Genomic DNA, 21,823 nt, shown 5'->3' with positions numbered 1-21,823 from the left:
ATTTGCCACGAAATCGTTAGCGTTTTTGACGAACGCTTTTAAAGTGCTCACACACTTCCTTGATCGCGTTCAATGTGCGTGGTGTCGGACGGTTAATCCAATCAGAGTTTAGGGGCCAGATGTGTTTGTTTTTAAGAGCAAGAAGCTCATTACTCCACTCAGCCCACATACCATCGTTACTCATTGCGTGACGAGAAGTAAAAATAACCTCTGGCTGGCGAGTAATGACTTGCTCGATGCTAACTTGAGGATAAGGCGCGCTGGATGCGGCGAAAATGTTCTCACCACCGCAAAAAGTAAAGACTTCACTTGGCCAGTTCTTTCCAGCGACAGTGATGATAGGCTTTTCACTCAACTGATAAAAGTAACTAACTTTCTCGTTCGTGTTGTACTGTTCTTTTAGTGTACTCAGCTGCGTTCTAAAATCTTCAGCGGCCTTTTTTCCTACTTGTGGAGTTTCGCTGTATTGGCTGAGTTGCTCAATATTATTGGCGATATCTTCTAATGAACCTGTAGTGGAGTAATAGATAGGAATACCGAACTGTTTAATTTTCTCCAACTCTTTAGCGGGGTTTCCGGCTGGCCAAGCAATCACTAAGTCCGGCTGAAGAGCAATAATGCGCTCTAATTTAATTCCTTGATAATTTGAGACTCTTTCTAGCTGCTTTGCCTGTTCTGGATAATCGCTCATTTCGCTGACAGCAACAAGCTGCTCTCCTAGCCCTGCTGCAAAGGCAATTTCGGTGGCATGTGGAGCTAAACTTATAATGCGTTGAGCGGGTTGAGCGAAGGTCGCTGTCGAAACAAACAGCGTTAATGCGAAGCATAATTTATTCATCATAATCCTTGATAAATTATTCCTAAAAGCAAACTTTGGATTGCGATCCAAGCCAGGACGCGCCAAACGAGCAGCGTATGTATTTGTGAAAGGTGAATAGCCGATGGCGCAATACGCCCACCGATTTTTGCGCGCTCTGCACGCACACCTTGATAGATAGCAGGGCCGCATAAAGACAGTTGTAGTTTGTGTCCGATAGTACATAACACCCAGCTAGGTCCTGGTAAGGGCCAAGACTTCGCTTGCTGTTGTATTCCAGAGAGCACATTACTTGTATTCTTTCCGGCAGCTAAAAGTATGGCAAAGAGACGAAGTGGAATAATATCCAGAGTAGCAACCAGTTGAATCACAGGTTTACCAAAGGGCAAATATTGGCGTCGGCTAGGGGACCACACTCGCGCTAATTCTGTTGTGAGTCGATACATTAGCGCACCAATACCACCTGTTAGTGCGTACCAAAATAGCACGCCGATCACGTTGCGGCTGTATCCCATAATCAGGGTTTCTGAGCCAGCTTTACCTATGCCAACGATCGAGAGGTTACCAGTGTCGCGATTAAGATATGGTTGCAGTAATGCTCGACATTGGGCTTTGTCTTCCGAAGAGATACTTGTGACGAGCTGTTTCGTTAACGTTTCGCTGTTGCGCCAGTCTAGCGCAAGGATCAATAGAACCAGTTCATATAAAGGGATTTGCCAAACAAATGGCTTTACTGCAATCAGTAATATCAAGCAAGGAAACAGCATCAAGCCTAGTGCAAGACTGCCTGAGATTACACTCTGTGAGTAATTGTGATTATTGTTCACTTTGTTGGCTAGCTGTTCTGCTAGCTTTCGCCATAAAGTGATGGGGTGCGCTGAATGGGGGATTGGCACTAGAAGGTGCAAGATCAGTGCGCCCCACATTATAAGGAGCGCACCGTTGGCATAAAATGACTGAAAAACTTCTTCCATGAATGAGTCGTTTACTTAATGAGTTCCAGCATTTTGAATACCATTTCGGAAGAGCTTTTTGCTGCTAGAGGTAGGAACTCATCAAAGCTCATTGGTGATTCTTTATCAGCGACATCAGAGATTGCACGCACAACAACAAACGGTGTGTTGAATTGGTGACAAGTTTGAGCGATAGCAGATGCTTCCATTTCTACAGCGATAACAGACGGAAAGTGTTTACGAATAAACTCTTGACGCTCAGCAGTACAAACAAACGCATCGCCAGTACAAATTAGGCCGCGAACCGCATGAGTGTTTTCCATTTGTGCTAGGGCTTTTTCGGCTAAGTCCATTAGCTTGTCATCCGCTTTGAATGCAGCTGGTTGACCGGCCATTTGGCCAATCTCATAACCAAAAGCGGTTACGTCTGCATCGTGATGACGAACTTCTGTAGAGATAACTACATCGCCAAGGTTTAAGCTTGAATCGAAACCGCCAGCAGAGCCTGTGTTAATCACAACGTCTGGTTGGTATTCATCAAGAAGGATTGTCGTGCCCACTGCCGCTGCAACTTTACCGATGCCCGATTGTAGTACGACGACTTCAACATCGTTAATTTGACCAGAGAAAAACGTACAACCTGCTTTATTTACAGTTTTGCAGTTTGTAATTGCTTGCTTCAGGATGGTCACTTCTTGTTCCATCGCACCGATGATACCAACTTTCATAACACTCTCTTTAAGTAAATATTTTAGTTGGCCGAGAGTATAGCACTCCCCGTTGGCAGTTTTCTATTTGATGAGCTTCGCTTGAGTGAGCTTTTCTCGTAATTGATCGGCGCGCTTTCTGTTTACGCCAAAGTCAGAGTAGCCCACACGAGATTCCGAGCGCACAATCAGTTGGTCTCCTGCTATTTTTAGTTCGAGGTCATCCACGAAGCGCATGATTTTAGATGTGCACTCGATACGAAGGTAGTTGCTTTCTTTCACCGCTGTTTTCGCGCCTGGCAGTTCAAGCGCAACTTGCTCAATAGCGTCGATGTTCGCTGAATCAACTAAGATAAATGGCGTTAGGTTGTATTTTTCTCGCGTGTCTTGGGTGGAGACGCAGTTTGGTTTGTCACCACAAGGTGATTGAGAACGATCCGTCATGGTTTTGACTCCTTGGCTACAAGCGGTTAAGCCGAGCAAAGTAATGGAAAGGAGAGCGGCTTTTTTCATTGGTTTTATCCCTTATCATAGGAATTTAATTATATGTAATAAAAGAAAAAAGGATCCAATAGTAGGATCCTTTTTGATACGTTAACAGTGATTAAACTTCGAGGTAATCGAGGATGCCTTCTGCCGCTTTTCGTCCTTCATCAATTGCGGTTACGACAAGATCAGAACCTCGTACCGCATCGCCGCCCGCGAAGATCTTTTCATTGCTGGTCTGGAATTGGAACTCTTGCTTCGCAGGGGCTTTGATACGACCCCACTGATCCAAATCGACATCAAACGGTGCTAACCAGTCCATTTTGTGCGGCTGGAAACCAAACGCCATGATAACAACGTCTGCTGGTAGAACGTGCTCGCTGCCTTCAACGGGCTCTGGGCGTCGGCGACCCGCTTCATCAGGTTCACCAAGTGCGGTTTTCACCACTTTGACCCCCGAGACTTTGCCTGACGCATCCACTTCAACTCCCAAAGGCTGAAGGTTGAACATGAACTTCACGCCTTCTTCCTTTGCGTTTTTTACCTCGCGACGAGAGCCTGGCATGTTGGCCTCATCACGACGATAAGCACAAACTACGTTGGAGGCACCTTGGCGAATTGAGGTACGAACGCAGTCCATTGCGGTATCACCACCACCCAGTACGACGACTTTCTTTCCTGCCATATCGATAAAGGGTTGGTTACTCTCAAGACCCATGACTTTGTAGGTGTTCGAAACTAAAAATGGCAGCGCGTCATACACACCCGGCGCATCTTCATTATCTAGACCTGCACGCATGTATTTATAGGTGCCAACGCCCAAGAAAACAGCATCGTATTCATCAAGTAGCTCTTGCATTTGGACATCTTTGCCTACTTCCATGTTCATGCGGAACTCGACGCCCATTTCAGTGAACACACGACGGCGGTTTTCCATCACGCCTTTTTCAAGCTTGAATGAAGGAATACCGAAGGTCAGAAGGCCTCCAATTTCAGGGTAGCGGTCAAACACGACTGGCTTAACGCCATTGCGCACTAGGATATCCGCGGCAGCCAAGCCAGCTGGGCCAGCTCCAATGATTGCAACCTTTTTATCGGTCCACTCCACCTTGGACATATCTGGCTTCCAGCCCATTTCAAACGCTTTGTCAGTAATGTACTTTTCTATGTTACCGATGGTGACGGCACCAAAGTCATCATTAAGCGTGCATGAACCTTCACATAGGCGGTCTTGAGGACAAACGCGCCCACATACTTCCGGTAGGCTATTGGTTTGATGCGATAGTTCAACCGCTTCAAGAATACGGCCTTCATTGGCAAGTTTTAACCATTGAGGGATGTAGTTGTGGACTGGGCATTTCCATTCACAATATGGGTTGCCACAATCTAAGCAGCGATCCGCTTGTGCAGTCGCCTGTTGTTTAGTGAACGGTTCATAGATTTCAACGAACTCGATCTTACGAACTTTGATAGGCTTTTTCGCAGGATCTACACGCTGCACATCGATAAATTGATAAACGTTCTGGCTCATGATTCAAACATCCTCCATGATTACTGTGCTTGAACACGCAGCTCTGCAGCACTGCGGCTCTGGTGACCAAGTAGCGTGCGAAGATCTGCCGCTTGTGGTTTCACCAAATAGAACTTTGGAATCCATTCATCAAAGTTCGCCAAAATATTTTCAGCATGACTCGACCCTGTTTCTTCAAGGTGTTCCGCAATTAGGCCACGCAAATGTTCTTGGTGGATGTAAAGATCGGACAATGAGATGGCTTCTACTGACTCAGTATTGACTCGACCTTCAAAGCTTTGGTTTTCATCCAGAACATAGGCAAAGCCCCCGGTCATACCCGCGCCAAAGTTCACACCTGTCGCACCAAGAATGGCAACAATACCGCCAGTCATGTACTCACAAGCGTTATCGCCAGCACCTTCAATGACGGCTATCGTACCTGAGTTTCGTACGCCGAAACGCTCACCTGCTTTACCGGCTGCAAATAGTTTACCGCCGGTCGCGCCGTACAGACAGGTGTTACCAATGATGGTTGCTTCATTACACTTAAATGCAGTGCCAAGGTGAGGTTTGATAACCACTTTACCACCCGCCATGCCTTTGCCCACGTAGTCGTTCGCATCGCCCGTGAGGTAAAGCTCTACACCACCTGCGTTCCAAACACCAAAGGACTGGCCTGCGGTGCCGTCAAGATAGATTTTGATAGGGGAAGCCGCCAACCCTTGGTTGCCATAGCGTTTTGCTATTTCGCCAGATAAGCGTGCACCAACAGAACGATCAGTGTTGATGACATTGTAGAAGAAACTTGCCGATTGACTGTTTTCGACCGCATGCATGGCATCATCAACGATCTTTTGGTTGAGCTCAGCTTTATCAAACGGTTTGTTTGGCTCTGTCCAAAATAGCGGATGGCCCTCAGGTGATACTGGAGCTTCTAGAATATTGGATAGATCCAGCTTGGTCTGTTTCGCTGTAAATCCCTCTACTGCCTCAAGTAAATCGGTACGACCAATCAAGTCCGTCAGCTTTTCAACGCCAAGTTCGGCGAGTAATCCGCGCACTTCGTCTGCCAGGCCGATGAAGTAATTCATCACCATTTCTGGTAGACCTTTGAAGTATTCTTTACGCAGTGTCTCGTCTTGAGTCGCAACCCCAGTTGCACAGTTGTTGAGGTGACAAATTCGTAGGAACTTACAACCCATAGCGACCATTGGCGCAGTACCAAAACCGAAGCTTTCTGCACCTAAAATTGCGGCTTTAACTACGTCTAAACCAGTCTTTAGACCACCGTCTACCTGTAGGCGGATCTTATGACGCAGACCATTAGCAACCAGAGCTTGTTGTGTCTCTGCCAACCCCAACTCCCAAGGGCTACCAGCGTATTTTACCGAAGTTAATGGGCTTGCTGCGGTACCACCGTCGTAACCCGAAATGGTAATAAGATCAGCGTAAGCCTTGGCTACACCCGTTGCGATGGTGCCGACACCTGGCTCGGAGACGAGTTTTACCGAAACCAGCGCATTCGGGTTGACTTGTTTAAGGTCGAAGATCAGCTGGGCCAAATCTTCAATCGAATAGATATCGTGATGCGGAGGAGGGGAGATCAGAGTCACGCCTTGTACCGAATAACGCAGTTTTGCGATTTCTGCGGTGACTTTGTGTCCTGGTAGCTGTCCACCTTCACCCGGTTTCGCACCTTGTGCCACCTTGATTTGCAGTACATCCGCATTAGCCAGGTAATGCGGCGTTACACCAAATCGGCCAGAAGCAATCTGTTTGATACGTGAGTTACGCTCAGTACCGAAACGGCGAGGATCTTCACCGCCTTCACCCGAGTTAGAGTAACCACCAAGACGGTTCATCGCCGTTGCAAGTGCTTCATGCGCTTCTGGGCTAAGTGCGCCAATGGACATTGCCGCTGAGTCAAAGCGTTTGAACAGTTCAGTGCGTGGTTCTATTTGCTCAAGTGGAAGCGGTGAGTCTGATTTTTTCAGCGACATTAAGTCACGCAGCATGGCAACAGGGCGTTGGTTTACCTGCTTAGCAAAGCTCTGATAGTCGTTACTTTCGCCAGATTTAACGGCCTGTTGCAGCGTGCCGACGACATCCGGGTTGTAAGCATGATATTCACCTCCATGGACGTACTTTAACAAGCCGCCATGATCAATCGATTTGCGTTTCGCCCATGCTTTACGAGATAAGTTTGTAAGATCTTGCTGGAAGTCGTCAAAATTCGCGCCTTCAATTCGAGTTGTGACGCCTTTAAAACACAGATCGACCACATCTTGGCTCAAGCCAACTGCTTCAAACAGTTGTGAGCAGCGGTAAGAGGCGATGGTTGAGATCCCCATTTTCGACATGATCTTGTACAGGCCTTTGTTGATGCCGTATTGGTAGTTTTGCATCACATCGCGGTAGTCTTTCTCTAGTACTTTATCATCAATCAGTTTACCTAACGCTTCATAAGCAAGGTATGGGTAAACCGCAGTGGCACCAAAACCAAGCAAGACGGCAAATTGGTGTGGATCACGGGCTGTTGCGGTTTCGACAACAATGTTGGCATCGCAACGTAAGTTCGCGTCAATCAGACGAGTTTGAACGGCGCCGACTGCCATTGCTGCCGGAATTGGCAACTTACCTTTGACCAAGGCTCTGTCCGAAAGAACCACTAAAACCGTGCCTTCACGAACGACTTGTTCTGCTTGCTCACACAGATCATCAATGGCTTGTTTGAGATCTTTCTGTTGTGGATCGTAGTTGATATCGAGAATGGTATTACGGTAATGATCGTCACTCAGCTCTAGTAGTTGCTGCATGTCTGAATAGAGCAGTACTGGAGAATCAAAGGTTACACGATGCGCGTGGCCATCGGTTTCACAGAAGACGTTCATCTCCTGGCCGATGCTGGTCGCCAGCGACATGACGTGTTTCTCACGCAGCGGATCGATTGGTGGGTTGGTGACCTGAGCAAACTTCTGACGGAAGTAGTCAGTCACCAAGCGCTCTTTCGAAGAAAGAACCGCCATCGGGGTGTCATCACCCATCGAACCGACGGCTTCTTGCCCCATATCACCGAGGACACGCAATACTTGATCGACTTCTTCATTGCTCATGGCAAACTGCTTTTGATAAGTCTTAAGCAAGTCTTCATCAAAGCTACGCTCACCTACTTGATCTTCAGGCAGCTGAGAGAACGGCGTTAGTTTGCGAACGTTGTTCTCCATCCATTCGCGATAAGGGTGACGAGATTTCAGATCATTATCGATCTCGCTAGATTGCCAAAGCTTACCTTTACGAGTGTCGATGACGAGCAATTCCCCCGGACCTACACGACCTTTTTTGGCAACTTCATCTGGGGCGTAATTCCAAATCCCTACCTCAGATGCCAGAGTGATCAGCTTGTCTTTGGTAATTACATAACGCGCAGGACGTAGACCGTTTCGGTCTAGGTTACAAGCAGCATAACGACCATCGGACAGTACGATACCTGCTGGGCCATCCCATGGTTCCATGTGTTTGGAGTTGAAATCGTAAAACGCACGCAAATCCGGATCCATATCCGGGTGGTTTTGCCATGCTGGCGGTACGAGCATACGCATGGCACGGAAGATATCCATGCCGCCAGCTAAGAAGAGATCTAGCATATTATCTAGGCTAGACGAGTCTGAGCCTGTCTCGTTCACAAACGGTGCTGCAGTTTGTAGGTCAGGCAGCAGTGGTGACGAGAACTTGTAAGCACGAGCGCGTGCCCATTGTCGGTTACCTTCAATGGTATTGATCTCACCATTATGAGCAAGGTAGCGGAACGGTTGAGCTAATGGCCAACGCGGTTGAGTGTTGGTAGAAAAACGCTGGTGGAACAGACAGATAGCAGATTCCATACGTAGATCGGCAAGATCAAGATAAAAGCGCGGTAAGTCCGCAGGCATGCATAGGCCTTTGTACACCAAAACTTGAGTCGATAAGCTACAGATGTAGAAATCCAGATCTTCGGTGATTTGTTTCTCGATGCGACGGCGTGCGATGTAGAGACGACGTTCAATGTCGCGTTCGCGCCAACCTGCCGGTGCAGAGACAAAGACTTGCTGAATATTTGGAAGCGAGTTGGCCGCAATTGGACCGAGTACTTCTGAATTAGTTGGTACTTCACGCCAACCAGCCACAGTTAGCGTCTCTTGCGCCAGTTCTTTGTTGACGATGTCTTTAGCGAGTTGAGCTTTGACTGGATCTTGGTTGAAGAAAATCATCCCTACGGCGTATTGCTTGCCAAGGTTGAAACCATTTTCTTCGGCAATAAGACGTAAATAGGAATCGGGCTTTTGTAATAGAAGACCACAACCATCACCAGTTTTACCATCGGCGGCGATACCACCACGGTGAGTCATGCGGTCAAGTGCAGAAATTGCTGTACGTACCAGCTTGTGGCTTTGTTCGCCTTCCATATGCGCGATCAAGCCAAATCCACAGTTGTCTTTCTCAAGACTTGGATCATAAAGAGCCATTGCAATTCTCCCTTTGCTTATCCGTCATCCCGACAGATATATCAACACTGCTTACGTTGATATCGATGACTAACTATGCGTCATCTTTATAGCTTTATGTATAATTATTCAGTAGAAGTTGTGAAATATTTAACATTTTTTGAGTGTTTTATTTTCATCAACTTCACAAGCTATAGCTTATTGTAAAAAAGGTCAAGTTATTAGTGGATCATCACGTGAATATGCGATTTACCATTTAATAAGCTAAAATAGTTTAATAATTTCAAATAGATAGAAAATTGATTGTTACAAAAAAGTAACATTTGATTCTGTGGGAGATAAAAAAGACCAGCATAAAATGCTGGTCAAAATAGAAAGATTGGAAGGAATTGTTTTCTTTCTTCACCGATAGCCATCGATATTGCTGATGGCTATTAGGCAATTGAAAGAGAGAAGCATCTGCTTCGTTAAGCAGAAAGCATCAGTGAATCTGCTTTTGCTTCTAGGTTTGTGCCACCCATTAAGTAATCATCGATAGCACGGGCACATTCACGGCCTTCGTTGATACAACGAACCACCAAAGATTGGCCTGTTCGCATATCACCAGCAGCAAATACACCTTCTTGGTTAGTAGCAAAACCTTGAGTTGCTACGTTACCACGATCATCTAGCGCGATATCCAGTTGAGCAAGTACGCCCGTTGGTTCAGGGTGTAGGAAGCCCATCGCTAGAAATGCTATATCACATGGAATCACCCGCTCGCTGCCTTCTACTTCTTTGAAGCTTGGACGCTCGCCAGGTTTTGCATCTTGCCAAACGATATCAGCTAGACGAAGACCGGTAACTTCACCTTTGTCATTGCCGATGAACTCTTTGGTTAAGATGTTCCAGTGACGATCAACGCCTTCTTCATGAGATGTCGAAGTACGTAGGATCATCGGGTACTGTGGCCAAGGCATATTGGCAGGACGCTTTTCTGGTGGAATCGGCATGATTTCCACTTGAGTTACACTTGCTGCGCCGTGACGGTTTGATGTTCCCACACAGTCTGAACCCGTATCACCACCACCGATAACCACAACATGTTTACCCGCAGCGTGAATTTCTTCCGTTTTCAGGTCCATGTTATTGGCGCGACGGTTGTTTTGACCTAGGAATTCCATCGCGAAGTGAACGCCTTTTAGTTCACGACCCGGAACGGGCAAATCACGTGGAACCGTTGAGCCACCGGTTAGTAGAACCACATCGAACTCTTGACGCAATTGTTGAGCATTTACATCAACACCGACGTGTTGGTTTACTTTAAACTCAATGCCAGCTTCTGCCATTAGATTGATCTTGCGATCAATGACTTCCATGCTCAGTTTAAAGTCTGGGATACCAAAACGTAGTAGACCGCCCACTTTCTCGTCTCGCTCGAATACCGTCACAGTATGACCTGCGCTGTTTAGCTGCTCAGCAGCTGCAAGGCCAGCAGGACCTGAACCAATGATCGCAACGGTTTTGCTAGTGCGAGAGCGTGGTGTTTTTGGTTTGGCGTACCCTTCACGATACGCCGTTTCTACGATGGTTTTTTCGATATTACAGATAGTGATTGGGTCTTGGTTGATACCAAGAACACAAGCACTTTCACATGGAGCAGGGCAAACACGACCAGTAAACTCTGGGAAGTTGTTCGTCGAGCTTAGGATGTTCCAAGCTTCTTCCCAGCTATCACGATAAACCGCGTCGTTAAATTCTGGGATGATGTTACCGATAGGGCAGCCGTTATGACAAAACGGCACGCCACAATCCATACAACGAGAAGCTTGAGTATTGATCTTGTCACCAAACTCCTCGTTCAGAACGAACTCTTTGTTGTTCTTGATGCGTTCAGCTGGGTCAATCTTCTGTGGTAGTTCACGACCATGCTCTAAAAATCCAGTAGGCTTACCCATTATACGGCCTCCACTTGAGTTTCGTTTCCTTGAGACAGTGCTTCAGCTTTGCGTTTTTGAAGAACCGCTTTGTAGTCACGCGGCATTACCTTAGCCATAGAGGCTAGGCTAGCTTCAAAATTGTCTAGGAAAGACTGAGCGACTTCACTTCCTGTGAATTGAACATGCTTAGTTAGCATGTCGAGTAATAGATCTCTGTCTTCTTGCTCGATTGGATCTAGGTCTACTAGCTCTGGGTTCAGTTTCGACTCAAAGTCACCTGATTTATCCCATACGTATGCCACGCCGCCACTCATACCTGCGGCAAAGTTACGACCTGTTGAACCTAGGATAATTGCTGCACCGCCCGTCATGTATTCACAACCGTGGTCACCGACGCCTTCTACTACTACTTTCGCGCCTGAGTTACGAACACAGAAACGTTCACCAGCCATACCGCGAATGAAAGACTCACCCGAAGTTGCACCGTAGAAACACACGTTACCAACCACGATGTTGTCTTCCGCGACAATACTTGATTTTGCATCTGGGTAAAGTACTAAGGTACCGCCAGATAAGCCTTTACCCCAGTAGTCGTTCGCGTCGCCTTCCACTTCGAACTTCACGCCCTTAGCTAGGAATGCACCGAATGACTGACCCGCAGAACCTTTGAACTTCACGTTCATTGGCTGAGGTAGACCGGCATCTTTGTACACTTTCGAGATTTCGTTCGACAACATGGTACCTGCAGAGCGGTCCGTGTTAACGATAGGGAACTCGGCATTCACCGCTTCGCCTTTCTCGAGTGCAGGAATCGCTGCTTGAATCAGCTTACGGTCTAGCACTTCTTCTAGGTTGTGGTTCTGTTGAGCTTGGTTGAATACACCATCAGCTTCACGTGGTTGCTCAACGTGGAGAACAGGAGACAGATCTAGGTTCTTGTATTTCCAGTGAGAAATGTCTTGGCGAATCTTCAGCTTCTGACCTTGACCGACCATCTCATCGATAGTGCGGAAGCCAAGTTCAGCCATGATTTCACGTAGACCTTGTGCCATGTATTGGAAGAAGGTAACGACGTCTTCTACGCGACCATCAAAGCGCTCGCGAAGTGTTTTGTTTTGAGTCGCGATACCAACAGGACAGGTGTTCTTATGACACTTACGCATCATGATACAACCTTCAACCACCAATGCTGCGGTTGCCACGCCCCATTCTTCTGCACCGAGTAGTGTTGCCACTGCAAGGTCGCGAGGTGTCTTCATCTGACCATCCGCTTGAACCACGATACGGTTACGTAGACCGTTCTTTAGTAGCGTTTGGTGCGTTTCTGCCAAGCCAAGTTCCCAAGGAAGACCGGTATGACGGATTGAAGACATTGGTGATGCACCTGTACCACCGTCGAAACCAGCGATAAGTACAACGTCCGCTTTCGCTTTCGCTACACCAGAAGCGATCGTACCTACGCCAGCTTCCGATACCAGCTTCACGTTTACACGGCCCGCGCGGTTCGCGTTCTTCAAGTCATAGATAAGCTGAGCCAAATCCTCGATTGAGTAGATATCGTGGTGTGGCGGTGGCGAGATAAGGCCAACGCCCGGAGTTGAGTGACGTGTAGCACCGATCCAGTCATCTACTTTATCGCCTGGTAGCTGACCACCTTCACCTGGCTTCGCGCCTTGAGCCATCTTGATTTGTAGCTCTTCAGCGTTAGTTAGGTAGTAAGAGGTTACGCCGAAACGACCTGAAGCCACCTGTTTGATTGCAGAGCGTTCCCAATCGCCGTTCTCTTTGCGCTCGAAACGCATTGGGTCTTCACCACCTTCACCAGAGTTCGATTTCGCGCCAAGACGGTTCATCGCAACAGCCAGTGTGGAGTGTGCTTCGTAAGAAATAGAACCGAATGACATTGCACCTGTCGCGAAGCGTTTCACGATGCTTTCAATTGGCTCGACGTCGTCGATAGAGATAGAACCAGCGGGGTTCTTAATGAACTCAAGTTGGCTACGCAGGGTTACCGCGTTGTCACCTTGCTTATCTACAGCAGTCGCGTATTGCTTGAACTGATCGTAGTTCTTGTTGCGCGTAGACTCTTGCAGTAGAGAAATGGTTTCTGGGTTGAATAGGTGCTTCTCACCACGCTGTTTCCATTGGTAAACACCACCAACATCCAGCATTTGAATTGGGATTTCGCGTTGTGGGTAACCGATGCGGTGACGGATAAGTACTTCTTTGGCGATATCATCAAGGGTTAGACCTTGGATACGAGAAACCGTCCCTGTGAAGTATTTGTCGACCACGGATTTGTGGATACCCAATGCTTCGAAGATTTGCGCACCATGGTACGACTGTAGCGTAGAGATGCCCATCTTCGAGAAGATCTTCAGAAGACCGCCATTGATCGCTTTACGGTAGTTGTTGAACAGATCGCGAGGGTTCGCTTCTGGATCCAACTTCTTCGTACGTTGAAGTTCAATGATGGTTTCAATCACTAGGTAAGGGTTAACCGCATTCGCACCGTAACCAAGTAGCGTTGCAAAGTGGTGCGTTTCACGCGCGTCACCAGTTTCAACCACGATGTCACACTTCGCACGTAGACCTTTACGGATCAAGTGGTGGTGTACTGCGCCAACTGCCAGCATTGCTGGGATCGCCGCGTGGTTTGAATTCACTGCGCGGTCAGTGAGTAGGATGATTGAATAACCATCGATAACCGCGTCTTCTGCGTATTGGCAGATACGTTTTAATGCACGCTCAAGTTTGCCTTGATCTTCACTAGCTTGGAATACGATATCCAACGTTTTCGCTTGTAGGTGCTCGTTATCGATCGCACGCAATTTTTCAAGCTCAGAGTTGGCTAGAACAGGCGATTCCAATTCTACTTTCTGACAGTGAAGTGGTGTTTCAGTCAGAAGGTTTTGGTCTTTACCCAAGTAAGTGTTCAGCGACATAACCATGCGCTCACGGATCGGGTCGATCGGTGGGTTAGTTACCTGTGCAAACAGCTGCTTGAAGTAGTTTGAAAGGTGCTGAGATTGATGAGAGAGAACCGCAAGAGGCCAGTCGGCACCCATTGCTGATAATGGTTCTTTCGCGTCATTCGCCATTGGAACGATGATTTCGTTCACTTCTTCAGTGCTTACGCCAAACGCTTGTTGGCGGTGTAGAAGGTGTTCTGGCTTAGGTTGGCTGAACTGGTTGCTCGCATCTGGCAGCTTCTTCAAGCTCAGTAGGTTTTCTTCTACCCACTTCTCGTAAGGCTGTGCCGTTGCGATGGTGTCTTTCACTTCTTCATCAGAGATGATTCGACCTTGTTCTAGGTCTGCAACGAAGATACGACCTGGCTGTAGGCGACCACGGAACTCAACGTTTTCTGGTTCTATATCCACAACACCAGATTCAGATGCCATCACTAGGAAGTTATCTTTGGTCACTGTGTAGCGAGAAGGGCGCAAACCGTTACGGTCTAGTGTCGCACCAACTTGAACACCATCAGTAAAACATACGGAAGCCGGGCCATCCCATGGTTCCATGATGTTCGCATGGTACTGATAGAACGCGCGACGTTTAGGATCCATGTTTTTGTTTTCTTGCCATGCTTCAGGAATCATCATCATCAATGCGTGTGGCAGGCTGCGACCAGACAGAACTAGGAGCTCAAGTGCCATGTCAAAGTTAGATGAATCCGAGCTGCCTTCCTGACAGATTGGAAGAAGCATGTCGATTTCAGCCTGAGTGAACAGGTCTGATTCTAGGATTGCTTCACGGGCTTTCATCCAGTTCAAGTTACCGCGAACTGTATTGATTTCGCCGTTGTGGGCAATGTAACGGAAAGGCTGTGCAAGACGCCATTTCGGGAAGGTGTTGGTAGAGAAACGAGAGTGTACCAGTGCCAGTGCAGTCACCATGGTCGGGTTTTGCAGATCGAGGAAGTACTGAGGTACTTGCTCAGTCGTTAACTGACCTTTGTACACTAATGTCTTGTAAGACATGGAGTTAATGTAGAAGTCGTCACCAATGTTCGAAACGCTTTCTAGGCAAACGCGTACGGTGTAATTACGAAGTACGTAAAGTTTGCGTTCTAGCTCTTCAGGCGTGATGCCAGGGCCGCCGGAGATAAACACGTGCTCAAATTGAGGCTCTGTGCTTAGAGGATCGGCACCAATCATGGAGTTGTCGGTTGGTAATACGCGGTAGCCGATGACTTCGAGATCTAAGCGTTTGGCATTACGCTCTAAAATGTCACGGCATTGTTCGCGTTTGTATTCGTCTTTCGGGAAAAGAACGACACCAACACCATACTTTTCAAACGAAGGCAGTTTAATGCCTAGCTTAACGGCTTCTTCTAATAGGAATTCATGAGGTTTTTGTAGCAAGATACCCGCACCGTCACCGCTGCATGGGTCACAACCTTGACCACCACGGTGTTCCATGCGAGCCAGCATATCCAATGCTTGAGTCACTACTTCATGAGATTTACGGTTTTTAAGGTGAGCAACAAAACCGATACCACAAGCGTCATGCTCCAGTTCTGGAGTGTACAGACCCTGTGGATTTTGCTCTCTATCTACCATAGATACATCCTTCCAGTTCAATGTCGACGCAAAAGTACCGGGCAGCAAATACTACCTAGACTATTGATTACGTCTTGTCCTTTATATTTATTATCGCCACCGATCTAGGTTGACCGGTCTTGATTCCTTTCCGTATCTCGCAGGAAAAGTTTTACGAGAAAAACAATCCTTGGTGGTATCCCTTTATTTATTATCACTATCTAGTGATTTATATAGGTAGGAGTGGGATAACACCGACAAATCCCGCAGTGTGCTTTGTAATAAAAGTCACAAAAATAACGGGGTTGTGTAAGTATCCTACAATTTTGTCACTTCAGAATGCAATGAAAAAGTCGGCGTTGTGACCCAATTTTTTCGTTTAATTATGCATTTTTAGTTTAACATTTACGCAACATGAACGATTTTTGCCTTTAATTATGCAAGTTTATTGATTTTGACCCGCATGATGGGTGTTTGAATTGATTAATATTGTGTGTTTTTTCTTGCAGGGATGTAATTTATTTACACAGATCGTAGTGAGATTGATTACGATTTATTGTTGGTGAGAATTTATGCAGTTACATGAGTTGGTCAATACAATCGGCCAAGATCTTCAGCGTCGATACGGTGAAAAGGTTCATAAGTTAACATTGCACGGTGGATTTAGTTGCCCTAACCGCGATGGCACGATTGGGCGGGGAGGATGTACATTTTGCAATGTGGCTTCGTTTGCAGATGAAGAAGTCCAGATAAAAAGCATTCACGAACAGTTAAAAGATCGCGCAGGTGAAATTCACAGAGCGAAGAAGTATCTCGCTTATTTTCAGGCCTACACCAGTACCTATGCCGAAGTACAAGTTCTCAAAAACATGTATGAGGAAGCACTAAAGGCTGCAGACATGGTTGGTCTTTGTGTGGGGACGCGTCCTGATTGCGTCCCTGATGCGGTATTGGATTTACTGTCGGGCTATGTACAGCAAGGTTATGAAATTTGGCTAGAACTAGGTCTTCAAACCGCCAACAATGACACCCTAAAACGTATCAATCGTGGTCATGACTTTGAGTGTTATGCCGAAATCACTAAGCGTGCGCGAACACTCGGAATCAAGGTTTGTACTCACTTAATTGTGGGTTTACCCAAAGAAACCCGCGCCGAAAATATTGAAACGCTGCAAAAAGTGTTGGCCGTGGGAACGGATGGCATCAAGTTACATGGCTTGCATATTGTCGAAGGTAGCACCATGGCGAAAGCTTGGCGTGCTGGAAAGCTAGAAGCCCCTGAATTAGAAGAATATGTTGCGATCGCCAGTGAAATGATTCGTATGACACCACCAGATGTGATTTATCATCGCGTTTCATCAGCAGCCAGGAGGCCCACGTTATTATCGCCTCTGTGGTGTGAAAACCGTTGGCTAGCGATGACGGAAATTGGTCGAGATCTCAGTGCTCATGGTGCTCAAGGGAGTCTTACGGGGAATACCTTTATCTATACTAAACCGGAATTAATAGCAGATCGCTCAATAAATAACTGATATATTTTAACCAGTGTTTTTTGAAGGTTTAAACGATGGATCAGTTACTCAATTGGCTTTGGGGTGGTCAAGGCGGTTATGGCTATGTCGTCTTGTTATTAATCGCAGGCGTGTGTGCGTTAGCACTGATCTATTTGCACTTTCAGACGTCACTTAAGAAACTAGTAACGGATTCTCCCTATCCAGTCATAGTGGTGGACACTAGCCATGCTCAGCTCTTGCTATCTAACCAGGCTGCGATGCAGTTATTAGGCATTCGCTCTTTGGGAACGGGGTATTTGTATCCTGCTTTATTCGATATTCATGAGCTTGAGCAGTTTCTCGATCGCTTCTCTAGTCGTCATTTTCGTCAGCAGGCTTTTGACTGGCGACTATCTGATAGTGAATCTATTAAAGTGGAGCTGTCAGGCAGAAAGAGTTTATTGCGCAATCATCGAGTTTGGATTCTTTATGCTCAGCCATATCAAGCCACTCACCAAGAGCAGCAACAAGAACTTGCCCAATTAATCATCGCACGTTCGGCATTAGACTCACTTTCAGAGCTAATTTGTACCCAAGACCGCCAAGGCAATCTGTTAACGACCAATCGAGCATTTGATCAATTCTGGCAAGGGCGAAGGGAAGAAGCTTGCGCATCCAAGACCTTGGGTGAGATGACCAGAAAAAGCGAACGTAAATGGACAACGGATCCACAAGGTCGAAGTTGCTTACTGGAAGTCAATCAAAACTCTCTTGTTTCGCCGAGTGGTGAGCTTATCGGTACGCTGTCTATTAGTCATGACGTGACTGAATGGCACAAGATGCAACAGAATCTGCGAGATGAAATGGAGCGTCGCAAAGATACAGAGGTGGCGCTAGCGCAAAGAGATACTATCTTACAAACGATTCTGGATGCCAGTCCGGACTCTATTGGTATTTTCAATGAGAACATGGTCTATCAAGCGTGTAATCAGCCTTTTGTTAAGGCGTTAGGCATTTCAAAAATTTCTGATTTGATAGGTAAGCGCCTCCAAGACGTGATTCCTAAAGAGATGTACGCGCGCTTAGCAGACAGTGACTTAGAAGCATTACGCCAGTTAGAGCCAGTTCGATACATAGATAAAGTCGTGAGTAGTGATGGTAAAAGTACGTGGTTTGATGTGGTGAAATCGCCTTTTAAAGATAAAGCATCAGGAACGAATGGTGTGCTGATCATGGCGCGTGATATTTCTGAGCGTTATCTTGCAGAACAAAAGTTGGAAAAAGCCAACCTAGAGTTAGAAAAATTGAGCTTTATGGATAGCTTAACTCAAGTATCGAACCGACGCCGTTTCGATGAACAACTGCAGGTATTGTGGTACCACCATGCTAGAGAAAAGCTGCCGCTCACCATCATGTTATGTGACATCGACTTTTTCAAAGATTACAACGACTGTTACGGTCACCAACAAGGTGATGAAGCGTTAGTCAGTGTCGCTACCGTGTTTACACAAGTCATCAATCGTTCTTCGGATTGTGTTGCGCGTTATGGTGGCGAGGAGTTTGGTTTTATATTGCCGAATACCACCACGGAAGGTGCGCGCAACGTAGCGCAGCGTATTCATGAGAAAATTCTACAGCTTGATATGGAACACGACAGTTCAGAAGCATCTGAACGCCTTACCGTCAGTATCGGTCTGGTCTCTTACATTCCTCAGCATGGTGATGAACCCGAAATGGGCATCGCTATGGCTGACAGTGCGTTATATCAAGCTAAAGCTGATGGACGTAATCGCACCTGTATTCACCCCAGTTCTTGCTAACGCTTTGTGACCGCTTGCTCTAAGTTGATAGCTGATTGTTTAAATCACCGTATTAAACACGTTAAACTTACAGAAGCCTGTGCGCTCGTTGGTTTATCTTTCTATCTCGTGTCACAAGCGCAGATCGCACCGTGTGTTTTTCACTAATCAAACAGACCTAAATTGCGTTAGGTCGAGTGCATTTACCTGTTTTTCATCATCGAATGGCGCTATCTAGCCACCACCATGGAGTAGTTAATGAAACCCATGAAAAATCTCGCCCAGTATTATGTCGACTTGCTAGTCAAACTGGGGATTGTTCGCTTCTCTATTTTGCTAGCCCTTGCGCTGGTGGCATTAGCTGTTGTGGTGCAGGTAGGGATTACTTTAGCTCTTAAAGGGCGAGTAGATGATATCGACATTGTCCGTTCGGTGTTTTTTGGTCTATTGATCACCCCTTGGGCGGTTTACTTCCTCTCTGTGGTTGTCGATCAACTAGAAGAGTCTCGCCAGCGTTTAACTAAGCTGGTGTCCAAACTGAAGGACATGCGTTCGCGAGATCAAGAGTTGAATTACCAACTTCAACAAAACATTGAAAAGCTTAACCAAGAAATTGAAGAGCGTATTAAAGCGGAAGAAGCACGTGAAGAGGCGATGCAAGACCTCGAAAACGAGGTGTTCCAACGCGAACGTACTCAATTAGAGTTGGCAGAACGTACCGCATTACTGCGTTCATTTATTGATGCCTCACCAGACTTAATTTACTACCGCAATGCGGATGGTGTTTTCTCTGGCTGTAACCGCGCGATGGAAGAGCTAACGGGCAAGAAAGAGCACCAGTTAGTCGGATTAAGCCCTTGGGATGTGTATAGCAAAGAAATCGCCGAGCATATCGTTGATACTGACCAAAAGGTTTTTGCCGATAATCAAGCGATTACTTACGAGCAATGGCTCGAATACCCAGATGGTCGCAAGCATTACTTTGAGCTGCGTAAAGTGCCATTTTACAGCAAAGATGGCCGCCACCTTGGTCTCGTTGGGTTCGGTCGTGATATCACTGAACGTAAGCGCCATGAAGAGTCGTTAGAGAAAGCAAGCCGCGACAAAACTACCTTCATCTCAACCATCAGTCATGAGCTGCGAACGCCGCTGAATGGCATTGTAGGCTTAAGTCGTATGCTTCTAGATAGTCCGTTGACAGAAGAGCAGCGTAAACACATGCAGACCATCAATGTGAGTGCGATTACGCTAGGTAACATCTTCAACGATATTATCGATATGGATAAATTTGATCGCCGTAAGTTAGAACTATTACCTGCGCCACTTAACTTCGAAGACTTCGTCGCAGAGATTGAGAGTATCTCTGCTCTGATGGCGGAACAAAAAGGGTTACGCTTTGACTTAGAACGTTTAAGCGACTTGCCAAAAGCAATTGAAGTGGATGCAACCCGTCTACGTCAGGTGATTTGGAACTTGGTCAGCAACGCAATGAAGTTCACCAAAGAAGGTGGCGTTGTGATGACAGTGAGCGCGGATGTCGAAGACGATTTTGCGACCATTATTATGGAAGTGGAAGACACTGGTATTGGTATCCCAGACGAAGAGCTAGATAAGATCTTTGCGATGTACTACCAAGTGAAATCAGGCAAGGACAACCTGCATGCGGTCGGTACAGGTATTGGTTTGGCGGTATCTAAGCAACTGATCAATATGATGGATGGTGACATTACGGTTACCAGTGAGGAAGGCTTTGGTAGCACTTTTACTGTATCGATCCACGTTCCGATTGTTGAACTAGCTGAGCCAGTCATTGATGCGAAACGCGACAATGTGCGCCTCAACATATTTATGGTCGAAGACATCGAGCTTAACGTAACTGTGGCTAAATCGTTACTTGAGAGCCTAGGGCACTCTGTCACCGTGGCAATGACGGGCCAAGAAGCGTTAGTGAACTTTGTGCCAGAAAAATACGACTTAGCGTTGTTGGATATCCAACTGCCTGATATGACGGGCTTTGATGTCGCCAATTATTACCGCAAGCATTATAACAATCTTCCTCCATTGGTCGCCTTAACTGCTAATGTAATGAAAGATCGTCGTGAATACTTAGATAACGGCATGGATGATGCGATCAGTAAGCCGCTGGCAGTGAATGCTATTCAGTCAGTGATTGATAAATTCTTCGCTCACCAGTTAGAACAACCTAAGGAAGTGGTGAGCGGTCCCGAAACAGTGGAAGAGCCAGTGCCTTCTCCTGTGATTGAGACACATTTGCTCGATATGGATATGTTAGAGTCTTACGTCGACATTGTTGGTGCAAAACCTGTCTACGACAGCATAAAAATGTTTGAAGATATGATGCCAGACTATATCGATGTCTTAGATTCGAACATGACAGCGAAAGATCAAGATGGGATTGTTTCTGAAGCGCATAAAATCAAAGGTGCTGCAGGTTCAATTGGCCTGAAACGTATCCAAAGTGTGGCGCAAAAAGCGCAATCGCCCGATATGCCTGCATGGTGGGAAAACATTTCAGACTGGGTTGAAGAGATCAAAAATGAATACCAAAACGATATTCAAGTCCTCAAAAGTTGGTTGGAACAAAGGAAATAACATGAAAAGAATCGCACCATTGGCGTTAGTCATGGCATTGATGGCAGGCTGTAGTTCCGTTCCAAATGTGAATTGGCAACAAAACAGTCAGATTACGATTAATGAGGTTAATGTTGAGCTCAAAAGTAATTTATGGGTGAACCTCATGCCGAATATTGGGGACGTGGAAGAGCAAAGTATTCAAGGTGCACTTTACCTCGAAGGAGATCAGTTACTTCCTGCAAATCTAACGGCAGAAGCTCTTATTATTAAACAGGGGCAAAAAGAGTGGTTGGTGGACAGTGCGTCTTTAGATACTCGAACGCACAGTGAAAGCCGATGGGAGGTGGCGTTCTCGTCTCACATTGATGTGAACACAGAAAAATCGGTTGATATCGCAGTGCTTCTAGACGATGCGGGTAAACAGCGTTGGTTAGTCGAAAAGTACGTGAAGATTAACAAGGTTTATTAACCGCAATGATGTTGCATTAGTCGTTAGACTCAAAACAAAAAGGG

The 21,823-nt window shown here is 46.5% G+C and carries 12 protein-coding genes; 4 read left to right on the top strand and 8 right to left on the bottom strand.

Features of this window, described 5'->3' with window-relative positions:
* Positions 1-16: 16 nt before the first annotated feature.
* From btuF to gltB (R7E38_RS10195), 8 genes are all read right to left on the bottom strand, one after another.
* Positions 17-838 (bottom strand): vitamin B12 ABC transporter substrate-binding protein BtuF, encoded by an 822-nt coding sequence (btuF, locus tag R7E38_RS10230; RefSeq protein ID WP_226083830.1) that lies wholly within the window; start codon positions 836-838, stop codon positions 17-19.
* Complete coding sequence (locus R7E38_RS10225) at positions 838-1,791, bottom strand: cobalamin biosynthesis family protein (protein WP_017821477.1); 954 nt, start codon at positions 1,789-1,791, stop codon at positions 838-840. Before R7E38_RS10225 ends, btuF begins: the two co-directional genes overlap by 1 nt.
* An 11-nt stretch (positions 1,792-1,802) precedes the next feature.
* Entirely contained in the window at positions 1,803-2,498 is a 696-nt protein-coding gene (gene mtnN, locus R7E38_RS10220) for a 5'-methylthioadenosine/S-adenosylhomocysteine nucleosidase (protein WP_005381837.1), read from the bottom strand.
* A 63-nt stretch (positions 2,499-2,561) separates the two neighbouring features.
* Positions 2,562-2,990, bottom strand: coding sequence for a DUF1499 domain-containing protein (locus tag R7E38_RS10215; protein ID WP_017633627.1), 429 nt, complete (start codon positions 2,988-2,990; stop codon positions 2,562-2,564).
* Between the two features lie 91 nt (positions 2,991-3,081).
* Entirely contained in the window at positions 3,082-4,494 is a 1,413-nt protein-coding gene (locus R7E38_RS10210) for an FAD-dependent oxidoreductase (RefSeq protein WP_053304346.1), read from the bottom strand.
* A gap of 20 nt (positions 4,495-4,514) precedes the next feature.
* Positions 4,515-8,978: a glutamate synthase large subunit gene (gltB, locus tag R7E38_RS10205; RefSeq protein WP_226083814.1), complete on the bottom strand. Its 4,464-nt coding sequence runs from the start codon at positions 8,976-8,978 to the stop codon at positions 4,515-4,517.
* Positions 8,979-9,424: 446 nt separating this feature from the next.
* Entirely contained in the window at positions 9,425-10,894 is a 1,470-nt protein-coding gene (locus R7E38_RS10200; protein WP_226083816.1) for a glutamate synthase subunit beta, read from the bottom strand.
* A complete protein-coding gene (gene gltB, locus R7E38_RS10195) occupies positions 10,894-15,444 on the bottom strand; it encodes a glutamate synthase large subunit (RefSeq protein WP_226083818.1) in 4,551 nt (1,516 codons plus the stop codon). Before gltB (R7E38_RS10195) ends, R7E38_RS10200 begins: the two co-directional genes overlap by 1 nt.
* Positions 15,445-15,995: 551 nt before the next feature.
* On the opposite strand from gltB (R7E38_RS10195), the gene R7E38_RS10190 reads away from it, so the two are divergent.
* From R7E38_RS10190 to R7E38_RS10175, 4 genes are all read left to right on the top strand, one after another.
* Positions 15,996-16,955, top strand: coding sequence for a TIGR01212 family radical SAM protein (locus R7E38_RS10190; protein WP_017633631.1), 960 nt, complete (start codon positions 15,996-15,998; stop codon positions 16,953-16,955).
* Positions 16,956-16,990: 35 nt separating this feature from the next.
* Positions 16,991-18,736: a GGDEF domain-containing protein gene (locus R7E38_RS10185; RefSeq protein ID WP_226083820.1), complete on the top strand. Its 1,746-nt coding sequence runs from the start codon at positions 16,991-16,993 to the stop codon at positions 18,734-18,736.
* A 237-nt stretch (positions 18,737-18,973) separates the two neighbouring features.
* A complete protein-coding gene (arcB, locus tag R7E38_RS10180; RefSeq protein WP_005381826.1) occupies positions 18,974-21,328 on the top strand; it encodes an aerobic respiration two-component sensor histidine kinase ArcB in 2,355 nt (784 codons plus the stop codon).
* Between the two features lies 1 nt (position 21,329).
* Positions 21,330-21,779, top strand: coding sequence for a hypothetical protein (locus tag R7E38_RS10175; RefSeq protein ID WP_054574283.1), 450 nt, complete (start codon positions 21,330-21,332; stop codon positions 21,777-21,779).
* The last annotated feature ends 44 nt before the right edge of the window (positions 21,780-21,823 follow it).

The sequence above is a fragment of the Vibrio sp. Vb2131 genome, from assembly GCF_033338535.1.
Classification (GTDB): Bacteria; Pseudomonadota; Gammaproteobacteria; order Enterobacterales; family Vibrionaceae; genus Vibrio; species Vibrio alginolyticus.
Note: the sequence above shows the minus strand (reverse complement) of the source record. Positions and strands in the feature narration are given on the sequence as shown.